Genomic DNA, 23,056 nt, shown 5'->3' with positions numbered 1-23,056 from the left:
AAGTGGACACATGGACCTCAAGGCGCGTTACGACTTCGCGACCGCGGAGCTCGACCCCCCGTTCGCGATCGTCGACCTGGCCGCCTTCCGCGCCAACGCCGCGGCCCTGGTGCGCCGGGCGGGCGGCAAGCCGATCCGGGTGGCCAGCAAGTCCGTCCGGGTCCGCGCCCTGCTGGAGGAGGTCCTCGCCCTGGACGGCTTCGCCGGGATCATGGCCTTCACCCTGGACGAGGCGCTCTGGCTGGCCGGGCACCGCACCAGCGACGACATCCTCGTGGCCTACCCCACCGTGGACCGCGCGGCGCTGCGGCGCCTGGTGCGGGACGAGCACGCCGCCCGCACCGTCACGATCATGGTCGACTGCGCCGAGCACCTGGACCTCATCCCCGCCGACGGGCACCCCGTGCGGGTCTGCCTCGACATGGACGCCGCCTACCCGGTGCTGGGCGGCCGGATCAGGGTCGGCGCGCGCCGCTCCCCCCTGGCCACCCCCGGGCAGGCCGCCGCCTTCGCCGAGGAGATCCTCAAGCGGCCGCACCTGCGGCTGGTCGGGCTGATGGGCTACGAGTCGCAGATCGCCGGCGTGGGCGACGCGCCGGCCGGCCGGCCCGCCATGGGGCTGGCGATCAGGGCGATGCGCTCCCGCTCCCGGGTGGAGCTCGCCCGGCGGCGCGGCGAGGTCGTGCGGGCCGTCCGCGAGGTGGCCGACCTGGAGTTCGTCAACGGCGGCGGCACCGGAAGCCTGGAGTGGACCGCGGCGGAGAAGGCGGTCACCGAGGTCGCCGCCGGGTCCGGCCTGTTCCAGCCGCACCTGTTCGACCACTACAGCATGTTCAAGGCCGTCCCCGCCGCGCTGTTCGCGCTGCCCGTCGTGCGGCGGCCCGCCCCCGGCACTGTCACCTGCCTGGGCGGCGGCTACCTCGCCTCGGGGCCCGCCGACGCGCTGCGCCTGCCCCGGCCGTACCTGCCGGCCGGGCTGGAGTTCACCGGCACCGAGGGGGCGGGCGAGGTGCAGACCCCGCTCGTCGGGCCCGGCACCGACGGGCTGGCCGTCGGCGACCGCGTCTGGTTCCGGCACACCAAGGCCGGCGAGCTGTGCGAGCGCTTCGACGCCGTGCACCTGGTGCGGGACGAGCGCGTCGAGCGCACCGTCCCCACCTACCGGGGCGAGGGCCGCACCTTCCTGTGAGCGCTCAGCCCCGGCCGCGCCGCGCGCGCAGCACCAGGAGCGCGACCCCCACCAGGACGACGCCGCCGATGACGAGCGCCCGCTTGCGCTGCTCGTCGGTGAGCGGCGAGCCCTCCTCGTCGCCGGGCGTCACGATCGAGCCGATCGTCGCCGCCACCTGGTGCAGCTCCTCGCGGACCCGGTCGCCGGTGCGGTGGACGACGTTGCTCGGGCTGACCCGGTCGGCGATCGCGTCGATGTTCCGGGCGAGGGCCTCGAGTTCGCCCTCGATCTCCTGCTCGATCCGGTCCGGATCCCTGTCGGCCATCCCGCGTCCTTCGTCGTAGTTCCGGTGGGCGATCAGTCTTGCAGGTCGCGACCGCCCCCAGGGAGGCGAGTGCCGGTAAGTTTGTCCCTCCCACCACCCGCCGCGAAAGGATGCCAGGTGACAGACCGTCTCGAACCCGGCGACGAGGCCCCCGACTTCACGCTCTCCGACGCCGACGGCGAACCCTTCACCCTGTCGTCGCTGCGCGGCGAGAAGGTCCTCCTCTACTTCTACCCCGCGGCCATGACCCCCGGGTGCACCAAGGAGTCCGTGGACTTCGAGGCGTCGCTGCCGGACCTGGCCGGGGCCGGGGTGAAGGTGGTGGGCGTCTCCCCGGACGCCCCCGCCAAGCTCGTCAGGTTCCGCGAGCGCGACGGCCTGACCTTCCCCCTGCTGTCGGACCCGGACCGCAAGGTGCTGCAGGCCTACGCCGCCTACGGCGAGAAGAAGCTCTACGGCAGGATCACGGTGGGCGTCATCCGCTCCACCTTCCTCATCGACGAGGAGGGGAAGATCGAGAAGGCCTACTACAACGTGCGGGCGACCGGGCACGTGTCCCGTCTCCGCAAGGAACTGGGGCTGTAGCCCGCTGGTAAGGTCGTAGCCGCACGCGGGGCCGTAGCCCAATTCGGCAGAGGCCGGCGGTTTAGGTCCGTCGTGTTGTGGGTTCAAATCCCACCGGCCCTACATAAAAGGGACAGCCTGTCGGCTGTCCCTTTTCCGGTTCCGGAGCCGGCTCTCCCGCCCTTCCCGCAACACATCGAGTCGGTATATGAAAAAAGAGGCCCTCCATCCGGACGCCGCCGACGTAGATTGAACGGGTCCGCACCCGTCGGGAGGCCCGAGCAGCCATGTACGTCCGGAGATCGGTCAGGGATCTTCTCCCGGGCGACCATGCCTGGCTCCCGTTCGGCTGCCCCGAAGAGCAGGCCCACGTCATCGGCTCGTGGATCGCGCAGGGGCTGCGCATCCGCGACAAGGTCGTCTACCTGACCGACGCCGAGCACTGGGAGCTGCCCGGCCTGTACGGGCAGGACCTGAGCCCCGCGATCCGGGCGGGCCTGCTGACCCTGCTCCCGGTCGGCGACGCCTGCCTGACCGGCGGGATGTTCGATCCGGAGAAGATGCTCCAGACCTTCGCCGACGAGGTCGCCAAGGCCGAGGAGCAGGAGTTCCGCGGCATCCGGATCACCGCCGAGATGTCCTGGGCGCTGGACCAGCCGTTCGGCGACACCCGCCTGCTCGTGTGCGAGCGCGAACTCGCCGAGCGCGTCGGGCCGAGCGTGTCGGTCACCGCGATCTGCCAGACGGACGTGCGCCGCTGCTCACCGGCCCAGTTCGACCTGCTCGCCGAGCACCACGAGGTGCAAGTGGTGCCCGATCCCGACTTCGACGACCCGGTGCTCAGCATCACCCGCACCTACCGGCCGCCCGGCACACCCACTTCGTCGAGGCGCTCAACGCCCTGCCGCAGCGGGAGGACGCGGTCCACCTGGACCTCTCCGAACTGGACTTCCTCAGCCTCGGCGCCCTGCGGACGATGGTCGACTACACGCGCAGACGCGGGTCGCGCAGCGCCGTGGTGCTGCACCGGGTGGCGCCCGAGGTGCGCTCCACGCTGGAGGTGGTCGGCATGCACCGGCTGCCGGGGATCCGACTGGATGAGGACTGATGGCCCTGACCCATGTGGCGCTTCCCTACGAGCAGGACGAGGAGTTCCTCGGCGCCGCCTACCCCTTTTTGAACGAGGGCCTGGAGCGCGACGAGACGGTCCTGGCCGTCACCTGCGAGCGCAAGACGGGCCTGCTCCGCGAGAAGTTCGGCACGCAGGTGCGCTACGTGTCCCCCTCCTCCTTCTACGAGCATCCGGCCCGGGTCGTCTCGCGGGTCCTGCACCAGATGGAGGCGGCCGCCGAGAACGGGCGGCGGGTGCGGCTGCTGGCCGAGCCCGAGTGGAAGGACCGCACCGGCTGGGAGACCGTGGAGTGGCTGCGGCTGGAGGCGCTGGTCAACGTGGCGCTGGCCCGGACGGACGGCGCCATCATGTGCCCCTACCACAGGGACCTGCCCGGCCCGGTCCTGGACGGCGCGCGGCGCACCCACCCGCTGCTGGCGCGGGACGGCCGCCCCCGGGACAACCCGGCCTACCTGGACCCGGCCGTCTTCAGCGCGATGTGCGACCTGCCGCTGCCCCCCGTGCCCGGACACGCGCTGGAGATGCCCCTGCACTCCCCGGACCTGCGGGAGCCGCGCGCCCTGATCACGGTGTACGCGCGCCGGTACGGGCTGGGCGGCCACCGGCTGCACCAGCTGCTGGTCGCGTTCACCGAGGTGGCGACCAACGCGCTCGGCCACGGCGAGCCGCCCGTGCTGCTGCGGGTGTGGGAGGAGAAGGAGGCGCTGCTGTGCGAGGTGAGCGACCGGGGGCACTGGTGCCCGCCGGAGCGGCACGGGCCCGGCTGGCTGCCGCCCGGCACCGCCGGCTCCCCGCGGCTGGGCCTGTGGGCGGTGCGCATGCTGTGCGGCCTGGTCCAGGTCAGAACCGGAGCAGAAGGGACGAGGATTCGCCTTCACACACCGTTCCACGAGTGAAATGCACGTGCAGATGCATTAGCCATGATATTTCCCCCCAACCTGTGGAGAGTTCCCTCCCTTCACCTCTCCCGGGCGTACGCTTGACCTCATCTGAAGGAAACATCTTTTCCCCGCACAAGGCGGCACGAGCTTCAGGACGGAGCATGGTCACCTGGTTCACGCAACGCGCGGTCGGTGAGCTCCGGCCGGGCGACCACGCGTGGCTGGCGTACTCCCACCCCGACGAACAGCGGCGCGTGCTGGGCGACTTCGTCTACGAAGGCCTCGCCGCGGGCGAGAAGGTGATCTGCGTGGCCGACACCACGCCCCGCGACCTGCCCGGCCTGCTGCCCCTGCACAACATCGACGCCACACCCTTCGCCGAGGCCGGGCACCTCTCGGTGATCCCCTGGCGGCAGGCCTGCGCCCACGACGGGCTCGGCCGCCCCTCCGCCCTCTCCCGCACCCTGGAGCGGGAGATCGCGCGGGCGCTCGACCAGCGGTTCCGTCGCGTCCGCATCACCGCGGACATGACCTGGGCGGCGGGCGTCCCCGGAGGTGACAGTTTCATGCTCGATTGCGACTGCGAGGTCGAGTCGCTGGTGGGGCCCAGTACATTGACCACCGCCATCTGGCCAGGTGGACCGGCGCCGCTGCGCTCCCGAGGCGCTCTCCGCCCTCCAGAACCACCACGAGGTACTCGTCGAAGTGAATCCCGAATACGACGACGGCGTGCTGCGCATGACCCGTACGTACGCCCCCTACGGCCTTCGCCTGGAGGGGGAGATCGACGGCGCGCGCCATCAGGCCTTCACCCAGACCCTCACCTCGGTGAGCGACCCGCGCGACCGGGCCGACCAGGTCCACCTCGAACTGGCGAACCTGCGGTTCATGGACCTGGTGGCGCTGAACCTCCTGGGATCCCACGCCCTGCGCCTCACCCGGGGCAAGGGGCTCGTCCTGGACAATCCCTCACCAGAACTGGAGAGCGTGATCGAGATGGTGGGCTTCCACCGGCTTCCGGGCATCGCCAAGGGCCTGGGATGGAGGCGCTCGTGACCGCCGCCTCACCCCTGCTGCACCAGGCGCTCCTGCACGGCGGCACCGAGGAGTTCCTCGACGCCGCCGTGCCCTTCCTGCACGAGGGCCTCGCCACCGACGACCGCATCCTCGCCGTGCTCCCGCACGACCGCCAGGAGGCGCTGCGGGACGTCCTGGGCCGGGACGGCGCCGGGGTGGAGTTCCACGACGCGACCGCCTTCTACCGGCACCCGGTCCGCACCATCGCCGCCTACCACGACGTGCTGCGCCTGGCCGGCGGCCGCAGGGTGCGCGCGCTGGCCGAGCTGGACTGGAGCCGCCGGCCCCAGGCGTGGGAGCACCGCGAATGGGGGCGGTACGAGTCGCTGGTGAACGCGGTGTTCGGCCATTCGGACGCGCGGGTCATCTGCTCCTACGACCGCACGCTGGCCCCTCCCCCGATCGTCGAGGAGGCCAGGCGCACCCATCCGGGGCTCTTCGACGGCGGCCGCTACCCGGCCTACAACGACAAGTACGTCCAGCCGGAGCGCTACGGCGCCGGCTGCGACCGGCTCCCGCTGCCCGAGGTCCCCGCCGACGCCGAACGGCTCGCCCTCGCCTCGCTGGACCTCGCGCCGATGCGCTCGTTCCTGACCGGGCGGGCGCTGCGGATGGGCCTGCCGCAGGACAGGGTAGGCCCGCTGGTCATGGCCGCCAACGAGATCGCCACCAACGCGGTCGTCCACGGCACCCCGCCGATCGAGCTCCGCGTCTGGCGCCACGGCCGCGTGCTGCACTGCGAGGTCGCCGACGTCGGCCTGTGGCATCCCGACGGGCTGACCGGTTTCCTGCCCCCGGAGTCGGCCGTCTCGGAGGGGTTCGGCCTGTGGAGCGCCCGCATCCTGGTCGACCTGCTGGAGATCCGCGCCGGACACCACGGCACCCGGGTACAGCTGCGCATGGTCTGCTGACCCGACGGTGGCCCGATCCGGCCGGATCGGGCCACCGTCGGATCGGACAGGCCGCCCGGGTCGGACGGGCGGCCCGCATGCGCATCAGCCGGACCACCCGGCCACCTGGGACAGCCGGACCCCCGGGTCAAACGGGCGGCCCGGAGTACGGACCAGCCGGACCACCTGGAATCCCCGGTCGGGCAGGCGACCCGGAGTACGGGTCAGCCCGGCCCTCGGGTCGGACGGGCGGCCCGGAGTACGGACCAGCCGGACCACCTGGAATCCCCGGGTCCGTCAGGCGGTCCGCATGCGGATCAGCCGGGTTCGGCGATTCCCTCCAGGTACGCCGCGAGGGCGCGGAAGGCGCGGCCGCGGTGGCTGATCTCGGACTTCTCCTGCGGGCTCAGCTCCGCGGTGGTCCGGCCCAGGTCGGCGAGTTCGAAGATCGGGTCGTAGCCGAAGCCGCCGGTGCCGCGCGGCGCGGTGATGATCCGGCCGTCCATGCGGCCCTCCACCACGTGCTCGCGCCCGTCGGGGTGGGCGACGGCCGCCGCGCAGACGAAGTGCGCGCCGCGCGCGCCCTCGGCGACGTCGGCGAGCTGGTCGAGCACCAGCTCGAGGTTGGCCCGGTCCCTGCCGGCGGGGTGCTGCGCGCCGAACCGGCCCGACCAGCGGGCCGACAACACGCCGGGCATGCCGTTCAGCGCGTCCACGCACAGGCCCGAGTCGTCGGAGACCGCGGGCAGGCCGGTGTGCGCGGCGATCGCCCTGGCCTTGAGCAGGGCGTTTCCGGCGAAGGTCGGCTCGGTCTCCGGCACGTCGGGCGCGTCGGGGAACTCCGCCAGGCCCACCACCTCGAAGGAGGTGAGCAGGTCCCGCAGCTCGACGACCTTCCCGGGGTTGCGCGTGGCCAGCACCAGCCGGGCGCTCATCGGGCCAGCGCCTCCTTCTGCATCATGGTGAGGTCGGCGCAGCCCATCTGGGCGAGGTCGAGCAGCCCGTTCAGCTGCTCGCGGGAGAAGGGCACGCCCTCGGCGGTGCCCTGCACCTCGATGAGCCTGCCGTCGCCGGTGCACACCACGTTCATGTCGGTGTCGGCGACCACGTCCTCCTCGTAGCACAGGTCCAGCCGGGACTCCCCGGCCACCACGCCGACGCTGACCGCGCTCACCGAGGTGATGAGCGGGTCGCCCTTGGTCATCCTGCGGTCGCGCATCCAGGTGACGGCGTCGGCGAGCGCCACGTAGGCGCCGGTGATGGCGGCGGTGCGGGTGCCGCCGTCGGCCTGCAGCACGTCGCAGTCGATGGTGACCGTGCTGCCGGCGAAGGCCTTGAAGTCCACGCACGCCCGCAGGGAGCGGCCGATCAGCCGGGAGATCTCCTGGGTGCGCCCGCCGAGCTTGCCGCGCACCGACTCGCGGTCGTTGCGGGTGTTGGTGGCGCGCGGCAGCATCGCGTACTCGGCGGTCAGCCAGCCGAGGCCGCTGTCGCGCCGCCAGCGCGGGACCGTGTCCTGCACCGAGGCCGCGCACAGGACACGGGTGCCGCCGAACTCGACCAGCACGGAGCCCTCCGCGTGGTCGAGCCAGCCTCGCTGGATACGGACATGTCGGAGCTGGTCGTTCACGCGACCGTCGGGGCGAGCCATGGGGCCAGCCTACCGGTGCGCCTACAGCCGGTAGACGGTCCCGCTTCGTGCCAGGTCGATCGGCCCGCCGTACCCGCCGTTCTCGGCCTCGACGAGCGACTTCTCCTCGTCGTTCCACGGCACCAGATGGGTCAGCACCAGCCGTCCGACCTGCGCCCGTTCGGCGTACTCCGCGGCTTCCTTCGCGGTCAGGTGGAGGTTGGGCGGGTTGTCGCCCTCCAGGAAGGACGCCTCGCACAGGAACAGGTCGGCGCCCTCGGCCAGGTCGACCAGGGTGTCGGTGAGCCCGGTGTCGCCCGAGTAGGCCAGCGTGCCGCCGCCCGCCGAGGTGATGCGGAAGCCGTAGGACTCGATCACGTGGTTGACCGGCTCGCAGCGGATCTCGAACGGCCCCGCCTCGAACCTGCGGGCCAGCGGGGTGAAGTCGAAGGTGTCCGTCATGCCCGGGTCGAGGTCGAGGTCGTAGGCCTCGGCCATCCGCGTCGCCGACTCCGTGGGCCCGAAGACCGGGATCTTCGGCTTGCTGCCGTGCGGGCAGTACTTGCGGGCCACGTAGTAGCCGCACAGGTCCATGCAGTGGTCGGCGTGCAGGTGGGAGATGGCGATCGCGTCGATGTCGTACAGGTCGTGATGGCGCTGCAGGGCACCCAGCGCGCCGTTGCCGAAGTCGAGCAGGAGGGCGTAGCCGTCCTCCTCGATGAGATAACAGGAGGCGGGGCTGTCCGGCCCCGGGAAGCTGCCGGAGCAGCCGATCACAGTCACCCGCACGGGGAGCTCCTCTGCTTACTGTGGTTCATGGGGTGAGACGGAACACGCTGGTGTCCGAAGGGGACTCGACATAGCCGAGCACCGGTCCGAGGAAGCGGCGTCCGATCGCGCGGAACACCTCGGGGTCACCGGTCGCGCGGAACCGGTGGACGGGTGGGGCGGCGGCCTCCGCGCGGGCCAGCCCCTGGTCGTGCAGCAGTCGGTAGACGTCCTTGGCCGTCTCGTCGGCGCTGGAGACGAGGGTGACCCCGTCCCCGACGACGTAGGAGATCACCCCGGTCAGCAGCGGGTAGTGCGTGCAGCCGAGGATCAGGGTGTCGCAGCCGGCCTCGATGATCGGCTCCAGGTACCCGCGCGCCACGTCGAGCAGCTCCTCGCTCATCGTGACGCCGTTCTCCACGAATTCCACGAACCGCGGGCAGGCCGCGCTGGTGAGCTCGATGTGCGGGGCGATGGCGAAGGCGTCGTCGTAGGCGCGGCTGGTCACCGTGGCCCGGGTCGCGATGAGCCCGACCCTGCCGTTGCGGGTGGCGGCGACGGCACGCCGCGCGGCGGGGAAGATCACCTCGACGACGGGCACGTCGTAACGCTCCCGGGCGTCGCGCAGCATCGCCGAGCTGGCGCTGTTGCAGGCGATCACGAGCATCTTCACGCCCTCTTTGACCAGCTGGTCGAGCATCTCCAGGGCGTACCCGCGGACCTCGGCGATCGGCCGGGGACCGTAGGGCTGACGCGCCGAGTCGCCCAGGTAGAGGATCGGCTCTCCGGGCAATTGGTCCAGCACGGCCCGGGCCACCGTGAGTCCGCCGAAGCCGCTGTCGAAGATCCCGATAGGCGCGTCTGACATGACGACCTAGGCTATTCGAAGACGTCGTCACACAATGTGTGACGCTCAATACATCGGAGGTTACTTGCGAGTACGTGCGGCTCGTGCGAGCTGCCTGCTCTGTGCGACCAGATTTCCGGCGGCATCCCAGACCTCCACGTCCTCGTCGGACCACCCCTGGTTCACCATACGTCCGGACCCGTACACGCAGAGCCACCCGGGTGCCGGCAGCGCCCGCAGGTGCCAGGTCAGCTCGACCGTGGGCGACCAGCCGGGGAATCCGGCGTTCGTCACCACGGGGATCAGCGAGTCGATGGCCAGCGCCAGGACGTAGGGATCGGGCTCGTCGCCGCCCGCCAGCCGCACGTGGGAGCGCATCTCCGGCCGGCCCGTGGGGTTCCCGTCCAGCCAGCCCATCACGGCCGGGTCGAACCGCATGTCCACGTTGGCGGGGAAGCCCCTCTTCGGACGCTCCCGCCCGCGCGGGGGGCAGTCCTCGGGCGCGGGCATCGGGGCGGGCGGTTCGCCCAGGTGGACGGGCTTCTCGTCGGGGTCGAGCGTGCCGGTCGTCACCAGCGCGTCCAGCAGCGGCTCGCCGTTCTGGAGCAGCGAGGCGCGGAGCATGGACGCCGTGCGTCCCTCCCGGCGCCGTTCCACCACGACCTCCGCGGGTCCGGGCAGGCCCGGCCGCAGGAAGCTCACCGCCGTGGAGATCGGATGGGCGTGCGAGGACTCGGCGACGGCGGCGCGCATCAGGACGGCCATGAGGTAGCCGCCGTTCAGCACGACGGGACCGTCCTGCTTCGTCTCGAACCCGAAGGCGTCGCTCAACTCGGCGCGGTAGCGTCCCTCGCCCTCGGCGGAGACAGCGGTCGCTTCACTGAATATCGTCATGTTCCCACCCAAGGCGCACCGAACTACGTTCGGCGGCTCAGCCTACCGATCCCGGCGCGGCCGGAAGGCGGCCGGTGCGCCCGGACCGCGGCCCGCCGGCCCGGGGATCCCGGACCGGCGGCGGCGGATCAGGCCCAGAGCTGGCCTTCGAGGGCGGCCTCGGCCTCTTCCAGGGTGCCCTCGTAGGCGCCCGTGGAGAGGTACTTCCAGCCGCCGTCGGCGACCGGGAAGGCGATGTCGGCGCGCTCCCCGGCCTTGACCGCCTTGGCGGCCACGCCCAGGGCGGCGTGCAGCGACGCGCCGGTGGAGATCCCGGCGAAGATGCCCTCCTGCTCCAGCAGCTGGCGGGTGCGGCGCAGCGCGTCACCGGAGGTGACGGAGAAGCGGGTGGTCAGCACGCTCGCGTCGTACAGCTCGGGCACGAAGCCCTCGTCGATGTTGCGCAGCCCGTAGACGAGGTCGCCGTACCGGGGCTCGGCCGCGACGATCTTGATGCCGGGCACGTGCTCGCGCAGGAACCGGCCGGTGCCCATCAGGGTGCCGGTGGTGCCCAGACCCGCCACGAAGTGCGTGATCGTCGGCAGGTCCGCCAGCAGCTCGGGACCGGTCGTCTCGTAGTGCGCGAGCGCGTTGGCCGCGTTGCCGTACTGGTAGAGCATGACCCAGTCGGGGTGCTCGGCGGCCAGGCCCTTGGCCACCCGCACCGCCTCGTTGGAGCCGCCCGCCGCGGGCGAGGGGATGATCTCCGCCCCCCACATCCGCAGCAGCTGGCGGCGCTCCTCGGAGGTGTTCTCGGGCATCACGCAGATGATGCGGTAGCCCTTGAGCTTGGCGGCCATGGCCAGCGAGATCCCGGTGTTGCCCGAGGTGGGCTCCAGGATCGTGCAGCCGGGGGTGAGCACGCCGTCCTTCTCCGCCTGCTGGATCATCCACAACGCCGGGCGGTCCTTGATGGAGCCGGTGGGGTTGCGGTCCTCCAGCTTGGCCCAGATCCGGACCTCGGGGGACGGCGACAGGCGGGGCAGGCCCACCAGCGGGGTCCGCCCCACCGAGTCCAGCAGGGAGTCGTAACGCACGGTTCAGCCGCCGGCGACGGCGGGGAGGACGGTGACGGTGTCGCCGTCGGACACCTCGGTGTCCAGGCCGCCCAGGAAGCGCACGTCCTCGTCGTTGAGATAGACGTTGACGAACCGGCGCAGGCCCTTGTCGTCGACCAGGCGGTCGCGCAGGCCCGGGTGGCGGGCGTCCAGGTCGCCGATCAGCTCGGCCAGGTTGGCGCCCTTGCCCTCGACGGCCTTGGCGCCGTCGGTGAGGTTGCGCAGAATCGTCGGGATCCGGACCTCGATCGCCATCTTGCGTGATCTCCTTCAAAAGTCGTTTACGGCTCGGGGACAGGCGTCACCGACAGTCGTAGACGACCTCGGCACGCGAGTGGGAGAAGAGGAAACTCTGGACCATGACGCCGAGTTTACCCGGGTTCGGGTCACACGGATTCGTAGGTCCCGACGATCCTCACCTCTTCCTCGGTGATGACACCGTCCACGATCCGGTACGAACGAAACTCGGTCTCATTCTCTTCCCGGGTGGAGACCAGGACGTAGTGGGCGTTCGGCTCCGCGGCGTAGGACACGTCGGTCCGCGAGGGGTAGGCCTCGGTCGCGGTGTGCGAGTGGTAGATCACCACCGGCTCCTCGTCCCGGTCGTCCATCTCCCGCCAGACCTTCAGCTGCTCCAGCGAGTCGAAGCGGTAGAAGGTCGGGGAGCGCTCGGCGTTCTCCATGGGGACGAAGCGCTCGGGGCGGTCGCTGCCGATCGGCCCCGCCACCACGCCGCAGGCCTCGTCGGGGTGGTCGGCGCGCGCGTGCGCCGTGATCTGGTCGACGATCTCCTGGGTGATGGTCAGCATGAGCCGCATATTACCCAGGAGGAATTTCGTCCTGGAAACGCCGGGTCGCTCCCCGCGGGGCACGGCCGGCCGGGACCGCTCACCCGCCCCACAGGCAGTGCACCAGGCCGTCCTGCAGCTGGGTCAGCCAGTCGTAGGTGACGATCATGGTGTACTCGGGGTCGTCCTCGTCCAGGTCGCGGAACCGGTCGTGGTCGTCCTCGCCGAGCTCCAGCCGGGTGCCCAGGGCCAGCCGCAGGTCGTTGAGCACCCGCAGCCAGGACTGCGCCTGGTCGGGGTCCAGGGAGACGTCCCCGCCCTCGTTCAGGGTGCGCAGCACGAGCTCGGAGTCGCGCTCCTTGCCCTCGCGCAGCGACGCCTCGGTGTAGCGGCGGAACTCCCCCGACGCCGCCCCGTCCTCGCGGTAGCCGTCGGGGAACAACCGCGCCAGCACCGGGTCGCCGGGGGCCTCCGTGCTCTCGGAGATGCCCAGCTCGGCCAGGCCCGGGTCGCCCTTGGGCAGCTCCTCCAGCAGCTGCCGCAGCTGGCCGATGAGGTTGGCCAGCACCGCCTTCTCCACCCGGTCCAGCGACATGCGGACGCCCGTGGAGCTCCTCTTGAAACCGCCGCCCATCTAGTCGTCCCGCTTCACTGTCGCCCACAGCCCGTAGGAGTGGAGCACCTCGACATTGCGTTCCATCTCCTCCCGGGTGCCGGAGTCGACCACGGCCCTCCCCTTGTGGTGCACGTCGAGCATGAGCTTCTCGGCCTTCTCCCTGGCGAACCCGAACACCGTCTGGAAGACGTAGGTGACGTACGACATCAGGTTGATCGGGTCGTTCCAGACGATGGTCAGCCACGGGAGATCAGGACGGATCTCCTCGTCCGCACCAGGCCTCTCGACGGTGATGGGCGCGCTGGTCATCGGATTCTCCCTCCCTCGTTCTCGAACCTACCGGGCGCACGGCCGCGAACACCCCTACCCGTAGTCTGCGGAGGGTGGACATGCCAGAGACGGGGTTCGGCGCGAGCACGGCGCTGCTCACTGATCATTATGAACTCACCATGCTGCAGGCCGCCCTGCGCGACGGCACCGCGGCGCGGCACGCGGTCTTCGAGGTGTTCGCCCGGCGGCTTCCCCAGGGCCGCAGGTACGGCGTGACGGCCGGTACCGGACGGTTCCTGGACGCCCTGGAGCGCTTCCGGTTCGGCGCGGCCGAGCTGGACTTCCTCACCCGCGGCGGCGTCGTCGACGACACCACCGCGGCCTGGCTGGAGGGCTTCCGGTTCGGCGGCGACATCTGGGGCTACGCCGAGGGCGACTGCTACTTCCCGGGCTCGCCCATCCTGCGGGTGGAGGGCACGTTCGCCGAGACGGTCCTGCTGGAGACCCTGGCGCTGTCCGTCTTCAACCACGACTGCGCGGTGGCCGCCGCCGCCTCCCGCATGGTCCAGGCGGCCTCCGGGCGCCCGCTGATCGAGATGGGCTCCCGCCGCACCCACGAGGGCGCGGCGGTGGCCGCCGCGCGCGTCGCCCGCCTCTGCGGCTTCGCCACGACCTCCAACCTGGAGGCCGGACGGATGTACGGCGTGCCCACCGCCGGGACCTCCGCCCACGCCTTCACGCTCCTGCACGACGACGAGCGCCAGGCGTTCCGCTCCCAGCTCGCCTCCGCCGGGGAGGAGACGACCCTCCTCGTCGACACCTACGACGTGGCCGAGGCCGTGCGCACCGCCGTCGAACTGGCCGGGCCGCGGCTGGGCGCGGTCCGCATCGACAGCGGCGACCTGCGCGTGGTCGCCGAGGAGGTGCGCCGCCGGCTCGACGACCTCGGCGCCCGCGGCACCCGCATCGTGGTCACCGGCGACCTCGACGAGTACGCCATCGCCGCCCTGGCCGCCGCCCCCTGCGACGCCTACGGCGTGGGCACGTCCCTGGTCACCGGCTCCGGCGCGCCCACCGCCTCCCTCGTCTACAAGCTGGTGGCCCGCGAGGACTCCTCAGGCGCCCTCCTCCCGGTCGCCAAGTCCTCCCCCGGCAAGTCCGGCACGGGCGGCCGCAAGCACGCCCACCGCCGCTTCCAGGACGGAACGGCCGTGGCGGAGCTCGTCTCCGCCGCCGAGCCGGTCCCCGAGCCCGGCACCGAGGACCGCCCCCTCCAGGTCCCCCTGGTCTCCTCCGGGCGCGTCGTCGGACGCGAGCCCCTGGAGGCCGCCCGCGACCGCCACCGGCGCGCCCTGGCCGAACTCCCCCCCGCCGCCCTGCACCTGACCAAGGGCGATCCCGCCCTTCCCACCCTCACGGGACAGAGTTAATCTCCACCTGAGCATCGACAGGAGGACCATGAGCCGCGCGTTGATCATCGTGGACGTCCAGAACGACTTCTGCGAGGGGGGTTCGCTGGCCGTCGGCGGCGGCGCGGGCGTCGCCTCCGCCATCTCCGGCCATCTGGCCGGGCACCGGGACGAGTACGCCCACGTGGTGGCCACCCGCGACTTCCACCTGGACCCGGGCGACCACTTCGCCGAGGAACCCGACTACGCGGAGTCCTGGCCGCCGCACTGCGTCATCGGCACGCCCGGCGCGGACTTCCACCCCGCCCTGTCGCTCGCCCCCATCGAGGCGGTCTTCAGCAAGGGGCGCGAGACCGCCGCCTACAGCGGCTTCGAGGGAACGGCCGACGACGGCACCCCCCTGGACGCGTGGCTGAAGTCCCGCGGCGTCACCGGCGTCGACGTCGTCGGCATCGCCACCGACCACTGCGTCCGCGCCACCGCCCTGGACGCCAGGGCCGCGGGTCTGGACACCACCGTCCTGCTCGGCCTCACCGCGGGCGTCTCCCCCGCCACCACCACCCGGGCCCTGGCGGAGCTGCGCGCGGCCGGGGTGCGCCTCGAGGGCGACCCCGTCCTGGCCTCCTGACCGCGGGGCTCAGGACCTCCGGGCGGCCCACTCCCTGATCTTCTCGATGCGGCGCTTGATCTCCACGGCGCTGGCCTGGGGGACGGCGGGGCCGCCGCAGTCGCGGCGGAGTTCGGTGTGGACGACTCCGTGGGGCTTGCCGGTGCGGTGGCTCCAGGCGCCGACGAGGCTGTTGAGCTCGGTGCGCAGGGCGTGGAGGTCCTCGGCGGCGGTGGCGGCCCGCTCGGGCTCGGGCTCCCCGCCCGCGGCGCGCTTGCGCTGGGCGGCGAGCTGGCTGGCCTGGCGCTGGCGCAGCAGCTGGGCGACCTGCTCGGGCTCGAGCAGGCCGGGGATGCCCAGGAAGTCCTCCTCCTCGGCGGAGCCGGGGGCGGCCTGCAGACCGAACTCGCCGCCGTCGAACAGCACGCGGTCGAAGGTGGCGCTGGCCTCCATCGTCTCGAAGGGGATCTCCTCCGACAGGTCGGCGCCGTCGTTCTTGCGGTTGGCCTGCTCCAGCGCCTCGTCGTCCAGCCCGTCCTGCTCGCGCTGCCTGCGGTCCAGGACGTGGTCGCGCTCGCGCTCCATCTCGGCGGCGTGGCCCATGAGGAGCGGCACGCTGGGCAGGAACACCGACGCCGTCTCGCCGCGCTTGCGGGCGCGCACGAAGCGCCCGATGGCCTGCGCGAAGAACAGCGGCGTGGCGGTCGAGGTGGCGTAGACGCCGACGGCCAGGCGCGGGATGTCGACGCCCTCGGAGACCATGCGGACCGCGCACAGCCAGCGGTCCTCCGAGTCGGCGAACTGCTTGATCTTCTTGCTGGCCTTCGGGTCGTCCGACAGCACGATGGTGGCGCCCTGCCCGGTGATGCCGCGGATCATCTTGGCGTAGGCGCGGGCCGCCTCGTGGTCGGTGGCGATGACCATCGCCCCGGCGTCCGGCATCGCCTTGCGGATCTCGGTGAGGCGCCTGTCGGCCGCCTGGATGACCTGGCGGATCCAGTCGCCCTTGGGGTCGAGCGCCGCCCGCCACGCCTGGGACGTCTGGTCCTGGGTGAGCGGCTGGCCGAGCGTGGCGGTCAGCTCGTCGCCCGCGCGGGTGCGCCAGCGCATCTCCCCCGCGTAGGCCATGAACATGACCGGCCGCACGACGCCGTCGGCCAGCGCGGGACCGTACCCGTAGGTGTAGTCGGCGCGGCTGCGGCGGATGCCGTCGGGCCCCTCCTCGTAGTCGACGAAGGGGATCGGGTTGATGTCGGTGCGAAACGGCGTGCCCGACAGGCTGAGCCTGCGGGTGGCCGGCTCGAACGACTCGCGCACCGCGTCGCCCCACGACAGGCCGTCGCCGGCGTGGTGGACCTCGTCCATGATGATGAGGGTCTTGCGCGCCTCGGTGCGGTTGCGGTGCAGCGCCGGGCGGGCCGCCACGGTGGCGTAGGTGACCGCGACCCCGTGGAAGTCCTTGCCGGTCTTGCCCTGCGCGTTGGTGAACTCCGGGTCGATCTTGATGCCGACCCGGGTGGCCGACTCGGCCCACTGGCGCTTGAGGTGCTCGGTCGGGCAGACGACGGTGATCCCCTGGATCGCGCGGCGGTCGAGCAGCTCGCGGGCCAGGCGCAGCGCGAAGGTGGTCTTGCCCGCGCCGGGCGTCGCGACCGTCAGGAAGTCCCGCCGGGGCTCGCGGAAGTAGAGTTCCAGCGCCTGCTGCTGCCAGGCGCGCAGCGATCCGGCGGTTCCCCAGGCGGCCCGCTCGGGGAAGGCGGGTGGCATGTCGGGGGCGGCAAAGGTACTCACGATCCCGAAAGGCTACCGAGCCTCACCGACAGGACACGCCCTGGACGCGGTGGGGGGCGTCACGATCGGGAGCGTTCGCGAGGGGGGAACGCCTGCGTTCTTCGGCCCGGCCACAGCAGCGCGTACCAGGCCAGGAGGCCTCCCGTGACGGCCGTGCCCAGTCCCGTGTACGCGAACGCCGGACTGATTCCCGTCATCGGAAGCATCTGTTCCCGTACTCGCTTCCGCGTGTCCCCCGCCGCGATGTGCCGTCTCTTCTTCGCCTTCGCCGCGGGTTTCTCCTTCGTCGACTCCGTCCCTATGAGCTTCTTCACGGTGCCGGAGGTCTCCCCGTCGGACGGTGTCACCGCGTCCGGGACCGCTCGCCGGGCCGCGGGAGGCGTGGACGACGGCGTGCCGGAGGACGCTCCCGGCGTCTCCGTCGCGGTTCCTCCCGCGGGCTCCGCGGCCGGCGTCCCCTTCTCGCTCGCGGAAGGCGCGGGACCCGGCTCCTTGGACGCGGTGGTCCCGCCCTTGGGCTCCGGCGCGGCCGGGGCGGAGGCGGCCGGGGCGGAGGCGGAGGGAGGAGCCGAGGCGGACGGGGCCGAGGGCGCCGGGACGAAGGACTCCGCGGTGCAGTCGGCGGTGCGCCGGGCCGAGGCGGCGGACTCCCCCGCGGTGTGGACGGCGATGATGACGGGGCGGTCTTCGGGAAGGCGGACGCGGCTGACGACGGTGGTGCCGGCCGGGACCAGCTCGGTGCGCTGGACGCGGCCCGCGACGCGCAGGGCGTAGCGCTCGTCGGCCTTGCCCGTGTTGGCGATGGTGACCGCCACGACCCTGGAGGGGCAGCTCACCTCGCCGAAGTCCACCTCCAGATCGGCGGGCAGCGCGGCCGCCAGCATCTCCCCGAACAAAGGTCCACCTCCCGCAGCGTGATCCCATGATCACAACGGGTGGGCCTACCCCCGATCGGCCCGTCCGAACACGTTCTCGCGGCGGCGCGGCCACAGGCCCCCCCACCAGAGGATGATCGCGCCGGTGATCATCGAGGCGGCGCCGGTCGCGATCCGGGCGATCATCACGGTGTCGTCGGCCCCGGTGTGCGGCAGCCGGTCGGCGTCCGTCCCCGGCTCCGCCGGGCCGTCGCCCGCGGCGGCCTTGCGGCAGTCGAGCCGGTAGGTGCGGCCGTCCACCGGCCTGCCGTCCTGGGTCACCCGCACGACCACCCGCCTGTCCTCGGACAGTGCCACCGAGGACGTCCGCGAGGCGTTCGGGCCGAGCTGGTCGGCGAGCACGATCGAGCCGTTGCGGGTGATGGCGTACCCCTGGCCGGTCCCCGTGTCGTTGGTGACCTTCACGCTGATCTTCCTGGCGGGGCAGTCGATCTTCCCGAAGACGACGGTCAGCGCCCGCGCGGGCGGCGCGGCGGACGTCGGGGAGGCCGGCGGCGGCGTGCTCGCCGTCGCGGTCGGGCGCGGCGCGGGCGTGGTCCTGGTGGGCTCCGGGGTCGCCGTCCGGGTGGGCGCGGGCGTCCTGGTCGCCGTGGGCGAGGCGCTGCGCGTGGCCGTGGGGCCCGCGGTCGGGGAGGTGGTGGCGGGCGGCGTCTCCGTCGGGGTCGGCTCCGTCGTGGAGGAGGCGTCCGAAGTGCTGTTCCCGCCGGTGAAGGCGGGAATCACGATCAGAGCCCCGATCACGAAGAAGATCGCTGCAATGATCACCCTGACCGGCTGCATCCCCGCGCCTCCCGAGAGCATCGCTTGATCGTTTCTTTACCCTCCATTGTGGCGGTTACGCCCCGGTTCGGTAGGCGCAACGCCGTGCCCGTTCCGCGGACCGCGTGCCGGGCTCCCCTGGGAACAGGCGATGATGGAGGCCATGCGGGAACAGGAGGACGACATCCGGCCCGGCCGTCTCTTGGTGGCCACACCGACCCTGGAGGACCCCAACTTCCGGCGCGGCGTGGTCCTGGTGGTCGACCACGACCCCGGGGAGGCGACCCTGGGCGTGGTGCTGAACCGGCCCACCGAGGTCGCCGTCGGGCAGATCCTGCCCGCCTGGGCGGGCCTCGCCGACTGCCCTGACGTGGTGTTCCAGGGCGGACCGGTGGGGCTGGACAGCGCGCTGGCGCTGGCCCACCTGCCCGGCACCGGCGAGCCGCTCGGCTGGCGGGCGCTGGACGGCGTGCCCGCCCTGGCCCGCATCGGGCTGGTCGACCTGGACGGCCCGCCGGAGCTGCTGGCCGGGGAGCTCGCGAGCTTCCGGGTCTTCGCCGGGTACGCCGGCTGGGGCGCTGACCAGCTCCGGTCAGAGCTCGCCGAGGGCACCTGGTACGTGCTCGCCGCCGAGCCCGCCGACGTCTTCACCGCCGCTCCGGAGCGGCTCTGGCAGGCGGTGCTGCGCAGGCAGGGCGGCGACCTGGCCTTCGTCGCGACGTATCCCGAGGATCCGTCACTAAACTGAACGGATGAGCGAGCCGACTTACGAGCCCGGCCAGGGCGGCACGGGAACGATGATCAAGCCGGACACCGATGTCCGTCCGGACCTCTCGCACGGTGACGGCGACCACGAGCGCTTCGCGCACTACGTGAAGAAAGCCAAGATCACCGAGAGCGCGCTGACCGGCACCCCGGTGATCGCGCTCTGCGGCAAGGTCTGGGTGCCCAACCGGGACCCGAAGAAGTTCCCGGTCTGTCCCGAGTGCAAGGAGATCTACGAAGGCATGTCCGCGGGCGGCCCCGAGGAATAGACGTTTCGCTCCGCCCCGCCGCATTCGTGATCATGTAGTCTGCCTGCGGATTCAGCTTCAGCGCACGGCAGGTCGGGGGACGGATGCGGCGAGGCGTTGCGGTCATGCTCACGGTCACGGCGGTGTCGGCCTCCGCCACCGCCGCCTCGGGGGCCCGGCAGGGGCCCGGCGGCGCGGACTGCGCCCCCGGGAGCACCGCCCGGCAGGTCCGCTTCGCGGGCGACACCCCGGCGGCCGACCCGTTCTTCGTCGCCGAGAGCGTCGCCGCGCTGGACCGCAGGGTCCCCAGCAGGGCGCCCGCCGCCTTCACCGTCCCGGTGGCCTTCCACGTGCTCACCGACGCCTCCGGCAAGGGCCACCCGGGGATGAACCGCATCAGGCGGCAGATCGACACGCTCAACGACGCCTACGGCGGCCGCAGGGGCGGCGCCGACACCGGCGTGCGGTTCCGGCTCCTGTCCGTCGACACGCTGGCCAACGACACCTGGTTCGCCAAGCCGCACCAGCACGAGCGGGACTACAAGATCCTGCTGCGCAAGGGCGGCGCGGAGACCCTGAACCTCTACAGCGGCGCCGTGGGCACCGAGGTGCTCGGCCACTCCACCTTCCCCGAGGCGCGCCGGAACGAGCCGCTCCTGGACGGCGTCATCATCGACCACCGCAGCCTGCCGGGCGGCCCGTTCCCGCACTTCAGCCTCGGCTACACCGCGGTCCACGAGGTCGGCCACTGGCTCGGCCTGTTCCACACCTTCGAGAACGGCTGCAGCGCGCCCGGCGACGGCGTCGACGACACCCCGGCCGAGGCCACCCCCACCGAGGGCTGCCCCAAGGGCAAGGACACCTGCCGGGCCACCGGGCTCGACCCGGTGCACAACTTCATGAACTACTCGTGGGACGACTGCATGAGCGAGTTCACCCCGGGACAGGCGTCGCGGATCCAGCGCAGCTGGGAGGCCTACCGCAGGACGCCCACCGCCGCCGAGGCCGCCGGGCTCGGCCCGGACGCGCCCGCCGTCAGGGCCACCCCCGCGGTCACGGGCGCCTGATCACTCCTCGTCGTCGGTCTTGCGGCCGCCCGCCGCCTCCCGCACGGCCGCCGCGACGGCGGTGGTGACGTCGGGGTGGAAGACGCTGGGGACGATGTAGTTGGGGCCCAGCTCGGCGTCGGTGACCACCCCGGCCAGCGCCTGGGCCGCGGCCACCAGCATGTCGATGTTGACCTCGTCGGCCTGCGCGTCCAGCAGCCCGCGGAAGACCCCGGGGAAGGCCAGCACGTTGTTGATCTGGTTGGGGTAGTCGCTGCGGCCGGTGGCCACCACGGCGGCGTGCTCGCGCGCGTCGTCCGGGCTGACCTCCGGCTCGGGGTTGGCCAGCGCGAACACGATCGCGTCCGGGGCCATGCCCGCCACGTCGTCGCCGGTGAGGATCCCCGGGGCCGAGACGCCCACGAAGACGTCGGCGCCCTTGACCGCGCCCTTGAGGTCGCCGTCGTAGCCGTCGGCGTTGGTGTGCTCGGCGATCCAGCGCAGCGACTCGTCCATGCCCTCGCGGCCGGCGTGGACGGCGCCGTGCATGTCGCAGACGATGACGTTGCGGGCCCCGGCGTGCAGCAGCAGCCTGAGGATCGCGCTGCCCGCCGCGCCCGCGCCCGCCAGCGCGATCCGCACCTCGCCGAGATCCTTGCGCACCACGCGCAGCGCGTTGGTCAGCGCGGCCAGCACGCAGATCGCGGTGCCGTGCTGGTCGTCGTGGAAGACCGGGATGTCCAGCAGCTCGCGCAGCCGCGCCTCGATCTCGAAGCAGCGCGGCGCGGAGATGTCCTCCAGGTTGATGCCGCCGAACCCCGGGGCGATGCACTGCACGATGCGCACGATCTCGTCGGTGTCCTGGGTGTCCAGGCAGATCGGCCAGGCGTCGATCCCGGCGAAGCGCTTGAACAGCGCGGCCTTGCCCTCCATGACCGGCATGGCCGCCTCCGGGCCGATGTTGCCCAGCCCCAGCACCGCCGAGCCGTCGGTGACCACCGCGACGCTGTTGCGCTTGATGGTCAGCCGGCGCGCGTCCTCCTTGTTGCGGGCGATCGCCAGCGACACCCGGGCCACGCCCGGGGTGTAGGCCATCGAGAGCTCCTCGCGGTTGCGCAGCGGCACCTTGGACTTCATCTCGATCTTGCCGCCGAGGTGCATGAGGAAGGTGCGGTCGGAGACCTTGTGCACCTTCACCCCGTCGATCGCCTCGAGCACGCCCACGATCGCCTCGGCGTGCTCGGTGTCGCGGGTGGCGATGGTGACGTCGATGCGCAGGGTGTCGGTCGCCGCCGTGTTCACGTCCAGCGCCGTGACCACACCGCCGGCGTGCTCCACGTGGTGGGTGATCCCGCTGACGGCCCTGCCGCCGGCGGGGACCTCCAGGCGGACGGTGATGGAGTACGACACGCTGGGCGCGGTGGCCACGGGGAGCTCCTCAACTCGAGAAAGGCGAGAGCCCTGACACCACTTCTGACACGCCAGGGGCTCCCTTGAAGGATACGCCTGAAAGCCCTGGTTGCGGGCTGCACAGTGGAAAAAACGACAGATTTTCCGCGCCGCCCGCGGCGTCAGAACAACGCCGCCTGCAGCGCCCTGCGCGCCTTGGCCACCCGCGGGTCGTCGGAGGGCAGCGCCTCGAACAGGCCCAGCAGATGCACCCGGGCGGCGTCGCGCTCCTCGCCCGCCGCGGCGCGCACCACCGACAGCAGCAGCTCGAACGCGCCTTCCGGATCGCCCTGCAGCAGCCGGACGTCCGCCGCCTTCAGCGGGTCGGCCTCCACCTGCGCCTGGTCGTAGTCCTTGACCCGCAGGGTCAGCTCGGTGAGCGCCAGCCTGCGCTTGGCCACCTCGTCCCTGGGATCGCCCGCCAGCACCGCGCGGAACGCCTCGGCCGCGGCCTCGAAGTCGCCGCGGGCCAGCGCGTCCTCCGCCGCGGCGTGCGCCGGGTCGGCCTCCTCCTGCGGGGCCTCGGCGCCCTGCGGCACGTCGCCCATCAGGCCCTGCTCCTTGAGCGCGGCGAACAGCTCGCCCGTCGCCGCCCGCAGCTCGGCCTCCGGCGGGACGCTGTTGAGGAACGGCATCATCTGGCCCTGGACGACCATCCCGACGAACGGCAGCCGCTGCACCCGCATCTGCTGGAGGTAGCCCTGCAGCTGCTGGTTGACCTCGATGTCCACCCTGGCCAGGTACCAGGAGCCGCCGCCCTCGGCGACCAGCTTCTCCAGGTCCGCCATGAGCGCGTCACAGGATGGTTCGTTCTCCACCACGAAGGCGACCATCACCGGTGTCCGCAGGGAGCGCTCCACCACCTCGGCGCTGAACGTCGCGTCGGTCGCCTCGATGAGGTACTGCCCGCCCTGCTGCCCGCCCGCCTCGGCCTGCGCGGCGCGCTCCTGCTGCTTCTTGGCTGCCGCCGCGCGGGCGGCGAGGTCGACGGCACCGTGCAGGGAGAAATCACGCTTCTGCATACCGTCCATCCTGCCGCATCCGGGAGGCCTCTCGTACGCCGCTCCCCGCACCGCCCTCCCCGGACCGCCCCCGGC

General features: G+C 72.2%; 28 protein-coding genes, 1 tRNA gene and 2 pseudogenes. 15 read left to right on the top strand and 16 right to left on the bottom strand.

Features of this window, described 5'->3' with window-relative positions; translation table 11 throughout:
* The first annotated feature begins 10 nt into the window (after nucleotides 1-10).
* The gene (locus C2865_RS08360; protein ID WP_106397786.1) at nucleotides 11-1,189 is read left to right on the top strand and encodes an amino acid deaminase/aldolase; all 1,179 of its coding nucleotides are present in this window, start codon (nucleotides 11-13) and stop codon (nucleotides 1,187-1,189) included.
* Between the two features lie 4 nt (nucleotides 1,190-1,193).
* Here C2865_RS08360 and C2865_RS08355 read toward each other — a convergent pair whose 3' ends face one another.
* Entirely contained in the window at nucleotides 1,194-1,496 is a 303-nt protein-coding gene (locus C2865_RS08355) for a DUF3618 domain-containing protein (protein ID WP_106397785.1), read from the bottom strand.
* Between the two features lie 117 nt (nucleotides 1,497-1,613).
* Between C2865_RS08355 and bcp the strand changes: the two genes are divergently transcribed.
* The 8 genes and pseudogenes from bcp to C2865_RS40605 all read left to right on the top strand — a co-directional run bounded on the left by bcp (nucleotide 1,614) and on the right by C2865_RS40605 (nucleotide 6,061).
* On the top strand, nucleotides 1,614-2,081 hold the full coding sequence (gene bcp / locus C2865_RS08350; protein WP_106397784.1) for a thioredoxin-dependent thiol peroxidase: 468 nt from the start codon (nucleotides 1,614-1,616) through the stop codon (nucleotides 2,079-2,081).
* Nucleotides 2,082-2,108: 27 nt separating this feature from the next.
* Nucleotides 2,109-2,183: transfer RNA gene (locus C2865_RS08345), tRNA-Leu, on the top strand.
* 164 nt (nucleotides 2,184-2,347) lie between these two features.
* A pseudogene (locus C2865_RS41800) lies at nucleotides 2,348-2,797 on the top strand (MEDS domain-containing protein); the annotation flags it as partial.
* Nucleotides 2,798-3,036: 239 nt separating this feature from the next.
* A complete protein-coding gene (locus C2865_RS41360) occupies nucleotides 3,037-3,168 on the top strand; it encodes a hypothetical protein (RefSeq protein WP_269802701.1) in 132 nt (43 codons plus the stop codon).
* Entirely contained in the window at nucleotides 3,168-4,088 is a 921-nt protein-coding gene (locus C2865_RS08335) for a sensor histidine kinase (protein WP_106397783.1), read from the top strand. The genes C2865_RS41360 and C2865_RS08335 overlap by 1 nt, the downstream gene beginning before the upstream one ends.
* A 146-nt stretch (nucleotides 4,089-4,234) precedes the next feature.
* A pseudogene (locus tag C2865_RS41795) lies at nucleotides 4,235-4,570 on the top strand (MEDS domain-containing protein); the annotation flags it as partial.
* Between the two features lie 139 nt (nucleotides 4,571-4,709).
* Complete coding sequence (locus tag C2865_RS08325; protein WP_106397782.1) at nucleotides 4,710-5,129, top strand: STAS domain-containing protein; 420 nt, start codon at nucleotides 4,710-4,712, stop codon at nucleotides 5,127-5,129.
* Entirely contained in the window at nucleotides 5,114-6,061 is a 948-nt protein-coding gene (locus tag C2865_RS40605; RefSeq protein WP_232835456.1) for a sensor histidine kinase, read from the top strand. Before C2865_RS08325 ends, C2865_RS40605 begins: the two co-directional genes overlap by 16 nt.
* A 296-nt stretch (nucleotides 6,062-6,357) precedes the next feature.
* Here the strand turns inward: C2865_RS40605 and rdgB are convergent, their stop codons facing one another.
* The 10 genes from rdgB to clpS form a co-directional block, all read right to left on the bottom strand.
* On the bottom strand, nucleotides 6,358-6,975 hold the full coding sequence (rdgB, locus tag C2865_RS08310) for an RdgB/HAM1 family non-canonical purine NTP pyrophosphatase (protein WP_106397781.1): 618 nt from the start codon (nucleotides 6,973-6,975) through the stop codon (nucleotides 6,358-6,360).
* A complete protein-coding gene (gene rph / locus C2865_RS08305; protein ID WP_106397780.1) occupies nucleotides 6,972-7,691 on the bottom strand; it encodes a ribonuclease PH in 720 nt (239 codons plus the stop codon). The genes rdgB and rph overlap by 4 nt, the downstream gene beginning before the upstream one ends.
* A 21-nt stretch (nucleotides 7,692-7,712) precedes the next feature.
* Nucleotides 7,713-8,459, bottom strand: a complete 747-nt coding sequence (locus tag C2865_RS08300) for an MBL fold metallo-hydrolase (protein ID WP_106397779.1) — start codon at nucleotides 8,457-8,459, stop codon at nucleotides 7,713-7,715.
* Between the two features lie 25 nt (nucleotides 8,460-8,484).
* Nucleotides 8,485-9,306: a glutamate racemase gene (gene murI, locus C2865_RS08295; RefSeq protein WP_106397778.1), complete on the bottom strand. Its 822-nt coding sequence runs from the start codon at nucleotides 9,304-9,306 to the stop codon at nucleotides 8,485-8,487.
* Between the two features lie 60 nt (nucleotides 9,307-9,366).
* Entirely contained in the window at nucleotides 9,367-10,179 is an 813-nt protein-coding gene (locus C2865_RS08290) for a thioesterase family protein (protein WP_106397777.1), read from the bottom strand.
* Between the two features lie 128 nt (nucleotides 10,180-10,307).
* A complete protein-coding gene (locus C2865_RS08285) occupies nucleotides 10,308-11,255 on the bottom strand; it encodes a PLP-dependent cysteine synthase family protein (protein ID WP_106397776.1) in 948 nt (315 codons plus the stop codon).
* 3 nt (nucleotides 11,256-11,258) lie between these two features.
* The gene (locus C2865_RS08280; RefSeq protein WP_106397775.1) at nucleotides 11,259-11,531 is read right to left on the bottom strand and encodes a MoaD/ThiS family protein; all 273 of its coding nucleotides are present in this window, start codon (nucleotides 11,529-11,531) and stop codon (nucleotides 11,259-11,261) included.
* A gap of 131 nt (nucleotides 11,532-11,662) precedes the next feature.
* Entirely contained in the window at nucleotides 11,663-12,085 is a 423-nt protein-coding gene (locus C2865_RS08275; RefSeq protein ID WP_106398628.1) for a M67 family metallopeptidase, read from the bottom strand.
* 79 nt (nucleotides 12,086-12,164) lie between these two features.
* Nucleotides 12,165-12,698, bottom strand: coding sequence for a DUF2017 domain-containing protein (locus C2865_RS08270; RefSeq protein ID WP_106397774.1), 534 nt, complete (start codon nucleotides 12,696-12,698; stop codon nucleotides 12,165-12,167).
* A complete protein-coding gene (clpS, locus tag C2865_RS08265) occupies nucleotides 12,699-12,989 on the bottom strand; it encodes an ATP-dependent Clp protease adapter ClpS (protein ID WP_106397773.1) in 291 nt (96 codons plus the stop codon).
* Between the two features lie 80 nt (nucleotides 12,990-13,069).
* Between clpS and C2865_RS08260 the strand changes: the two genes are divergently transcribed.
* Together C2865_RS08260 and C2865_RS08255 are read left to right on the top strand one after the other, a co-directional pair.
* Nucleotides 13,070-14,380, top strand: a complete 1,311-nt coding sequence (locus tag C2865_RS08260) for a nicotinate phosphoribosyltransferase (RefSeq protein ID WP_106397772.1) — start codon at nucleotides 13,070-13,072, stop codon at nucleotides 14,378-14,380.
* A gap of 28 nt (nucleotides 14,381-14,408) precedes the next feature.
* Entirely contained in the window at nucleotides 14,409-14,987 is a 579-nt protein-coding gene (locus C2865_RS08255) for an isochorismatase family protein (RefSeq protein WP_106397771.1), read from the top strand.
* A 9-nt stretch (nucleotides 14,988-14,996) separates the two neighbouring features.
* Here the strand turns inward: C2865_RS08255 and C2865_RS08250 are convergent, their stop codons facing one another.
* The 3 genes from C2865_RS08250 to C2865_RS08240 all read right to left on the bottom strand — a co-directional run bounded on the left by C2865_RS08250 (nucleotide 14,997) and on the right by C2865_RS08240 (nucleotide 18,097).
* Nucleotides 14,997-16,733: a DEAD/DEAH box helicase gene (locus C2865_RS08250; protein WP_106397770.1), complete on the bottom strand. Its 1,737-nt coding sequence runs from the start codon at nucleotides 16,731-16,733 to the stop codon at nucleotides 14,997-14,999.
* A gap of 83 nt (nucleotides 16,734-16,816) precedes the next feature.
* The gene (locus C2865_RS39275) at nucleotides 16,817-17,653 is read right to left on the bottom strand and encodes a hypothetical protein (RefSeq protein WP_157963625.1); all 837 of its coding nucleotides are present in this window, start codon (nucleotides 17,651-17,653) and stop codon (nucleotides 16,817-16,819) included.
* 45 nt (nucleotides 17,654-17,698) lie between these two features.
* Nucleotides 17,699-18,097 (bottom strand): hypothetical protein, encoded by a 399-nt coding sequence (locus C2865_RS08240; RefSeq protein ID WP_106397769.1) that lies wholly within the window; start codon nucleotides 18,095-18,097, stop codon nucleotides 17,699-17,701.
* Between C2865_RS08240 and C2865_RS08235 the strand changes: the two genes are divergently transcribed.
* The 4 genes from C2865_RS08235 to C2865_RS08220 all read left to right on the top strand — a co-directional run bounded on the left by C2865_RS08235 (nucleotide 18,087) and on the right by C2865_RS08220 (nucleotide 20,531).
* Nucleotides 18,087-18,500 carry a hypothetical protein gene (locus C2865_RS08235; protein ID WP_106397768.1) on the top strand — a complete coding sequence of 138 codons (414 nt, stop codon included), beginning with the start codon at nucleotides 18,087-18,089 and terminating at the stop codon, nucleotides 18,498-18,500. The two genes, C2865_RS08240 and C2865_RS08235, sit on opposite strands and share 11 nt — an antisense overlap.
* Before the next feature lie 114 nt (nucleotides 18,501-18,614).
* Entirely contained in the window at nucleotides 18,615-19,199 is a 585-nt protein-coding gene (locus C2865_RS08230) for a YqgE/AlgH family protein (protein WP_106398627.1), read from the top strand.
* Between the two features lie 49 nt (nucleotides 19,200-19,248).
* Nucleotides 19,249-19,485: a DUF3039 domain-containing protein gene (locus C2865_RS08225; RefSeq protein ID WP_408608312.1), complete on the top strand. Its 237-nt coding sequence runs from the start codon at nucleotides 19,249-19,251 to the stop codon at nucleotides 19,483-19,485.
* A 104-nt stretch (nucleotides 19,486-19,589) separates the two neighbouring features.
* The gene (locus C2865_RS08220) at nucleotides 19,590-20,531 is read left to right on the top strand and encodes a zinc metalloprotease (RefSeq protein ID WP_232835455.1); all 942 of its coding nucleotides are present in this window, start codon (nucleotides 19,590-19,592) and stop codon (nucleotides 20,529-20,531) included.
* On the opposite strand, the gene C2865_RS08215 is transcribed toward C2865_RS08220, so the two are convergent.
* Both C2865_RS08215 and C2865_RS08210 read right to left on the bottom strand, forming a co-directional pair.
* Nucleotides 20,532-21,938 (bottom strand): NAD-dependent malic enzyme, encoded by a 1,407-nt coding sequence (locus tag C2865_RS08215; protein ID WP_106397765.1) that lies wholly within the window; start codon nucleotides 21,936-21,938, stop codon nucleotides 20,532-20,534.
* A gap of 143 nt (nucleotides 21,939-22,081) precedes the next feature.
* The gene (locus C2865_RS08210) at nucleotides 22,082-22,981 is read right to left on the bottom strand and encodes a co-chaperone YbbN (protein WP_232835454.1); all 900 of its coding nucleotides are present in this window, start codon (nucleotides 22,979-22,981) and stop codon (nucleotides 22,082-22,084) included.
* Nucleotides 22,982-23,056 lie beyond the last annotated feature (75 nt).

Origin of the sequence: Actinocorallia populi, assembly GCF_002995495.1 — a bacterium.
GTDB lineage: Bacteria > Actinomycetota > Actinomycetes > Streptosporangiales > Streptosporangiaceae > Actinocorallia > Actinocorallia populi.
Note: the sequence above shows the minus strand (reverse complement) of the source record. Positions and strands in the feature narration are given on the sequence as shown.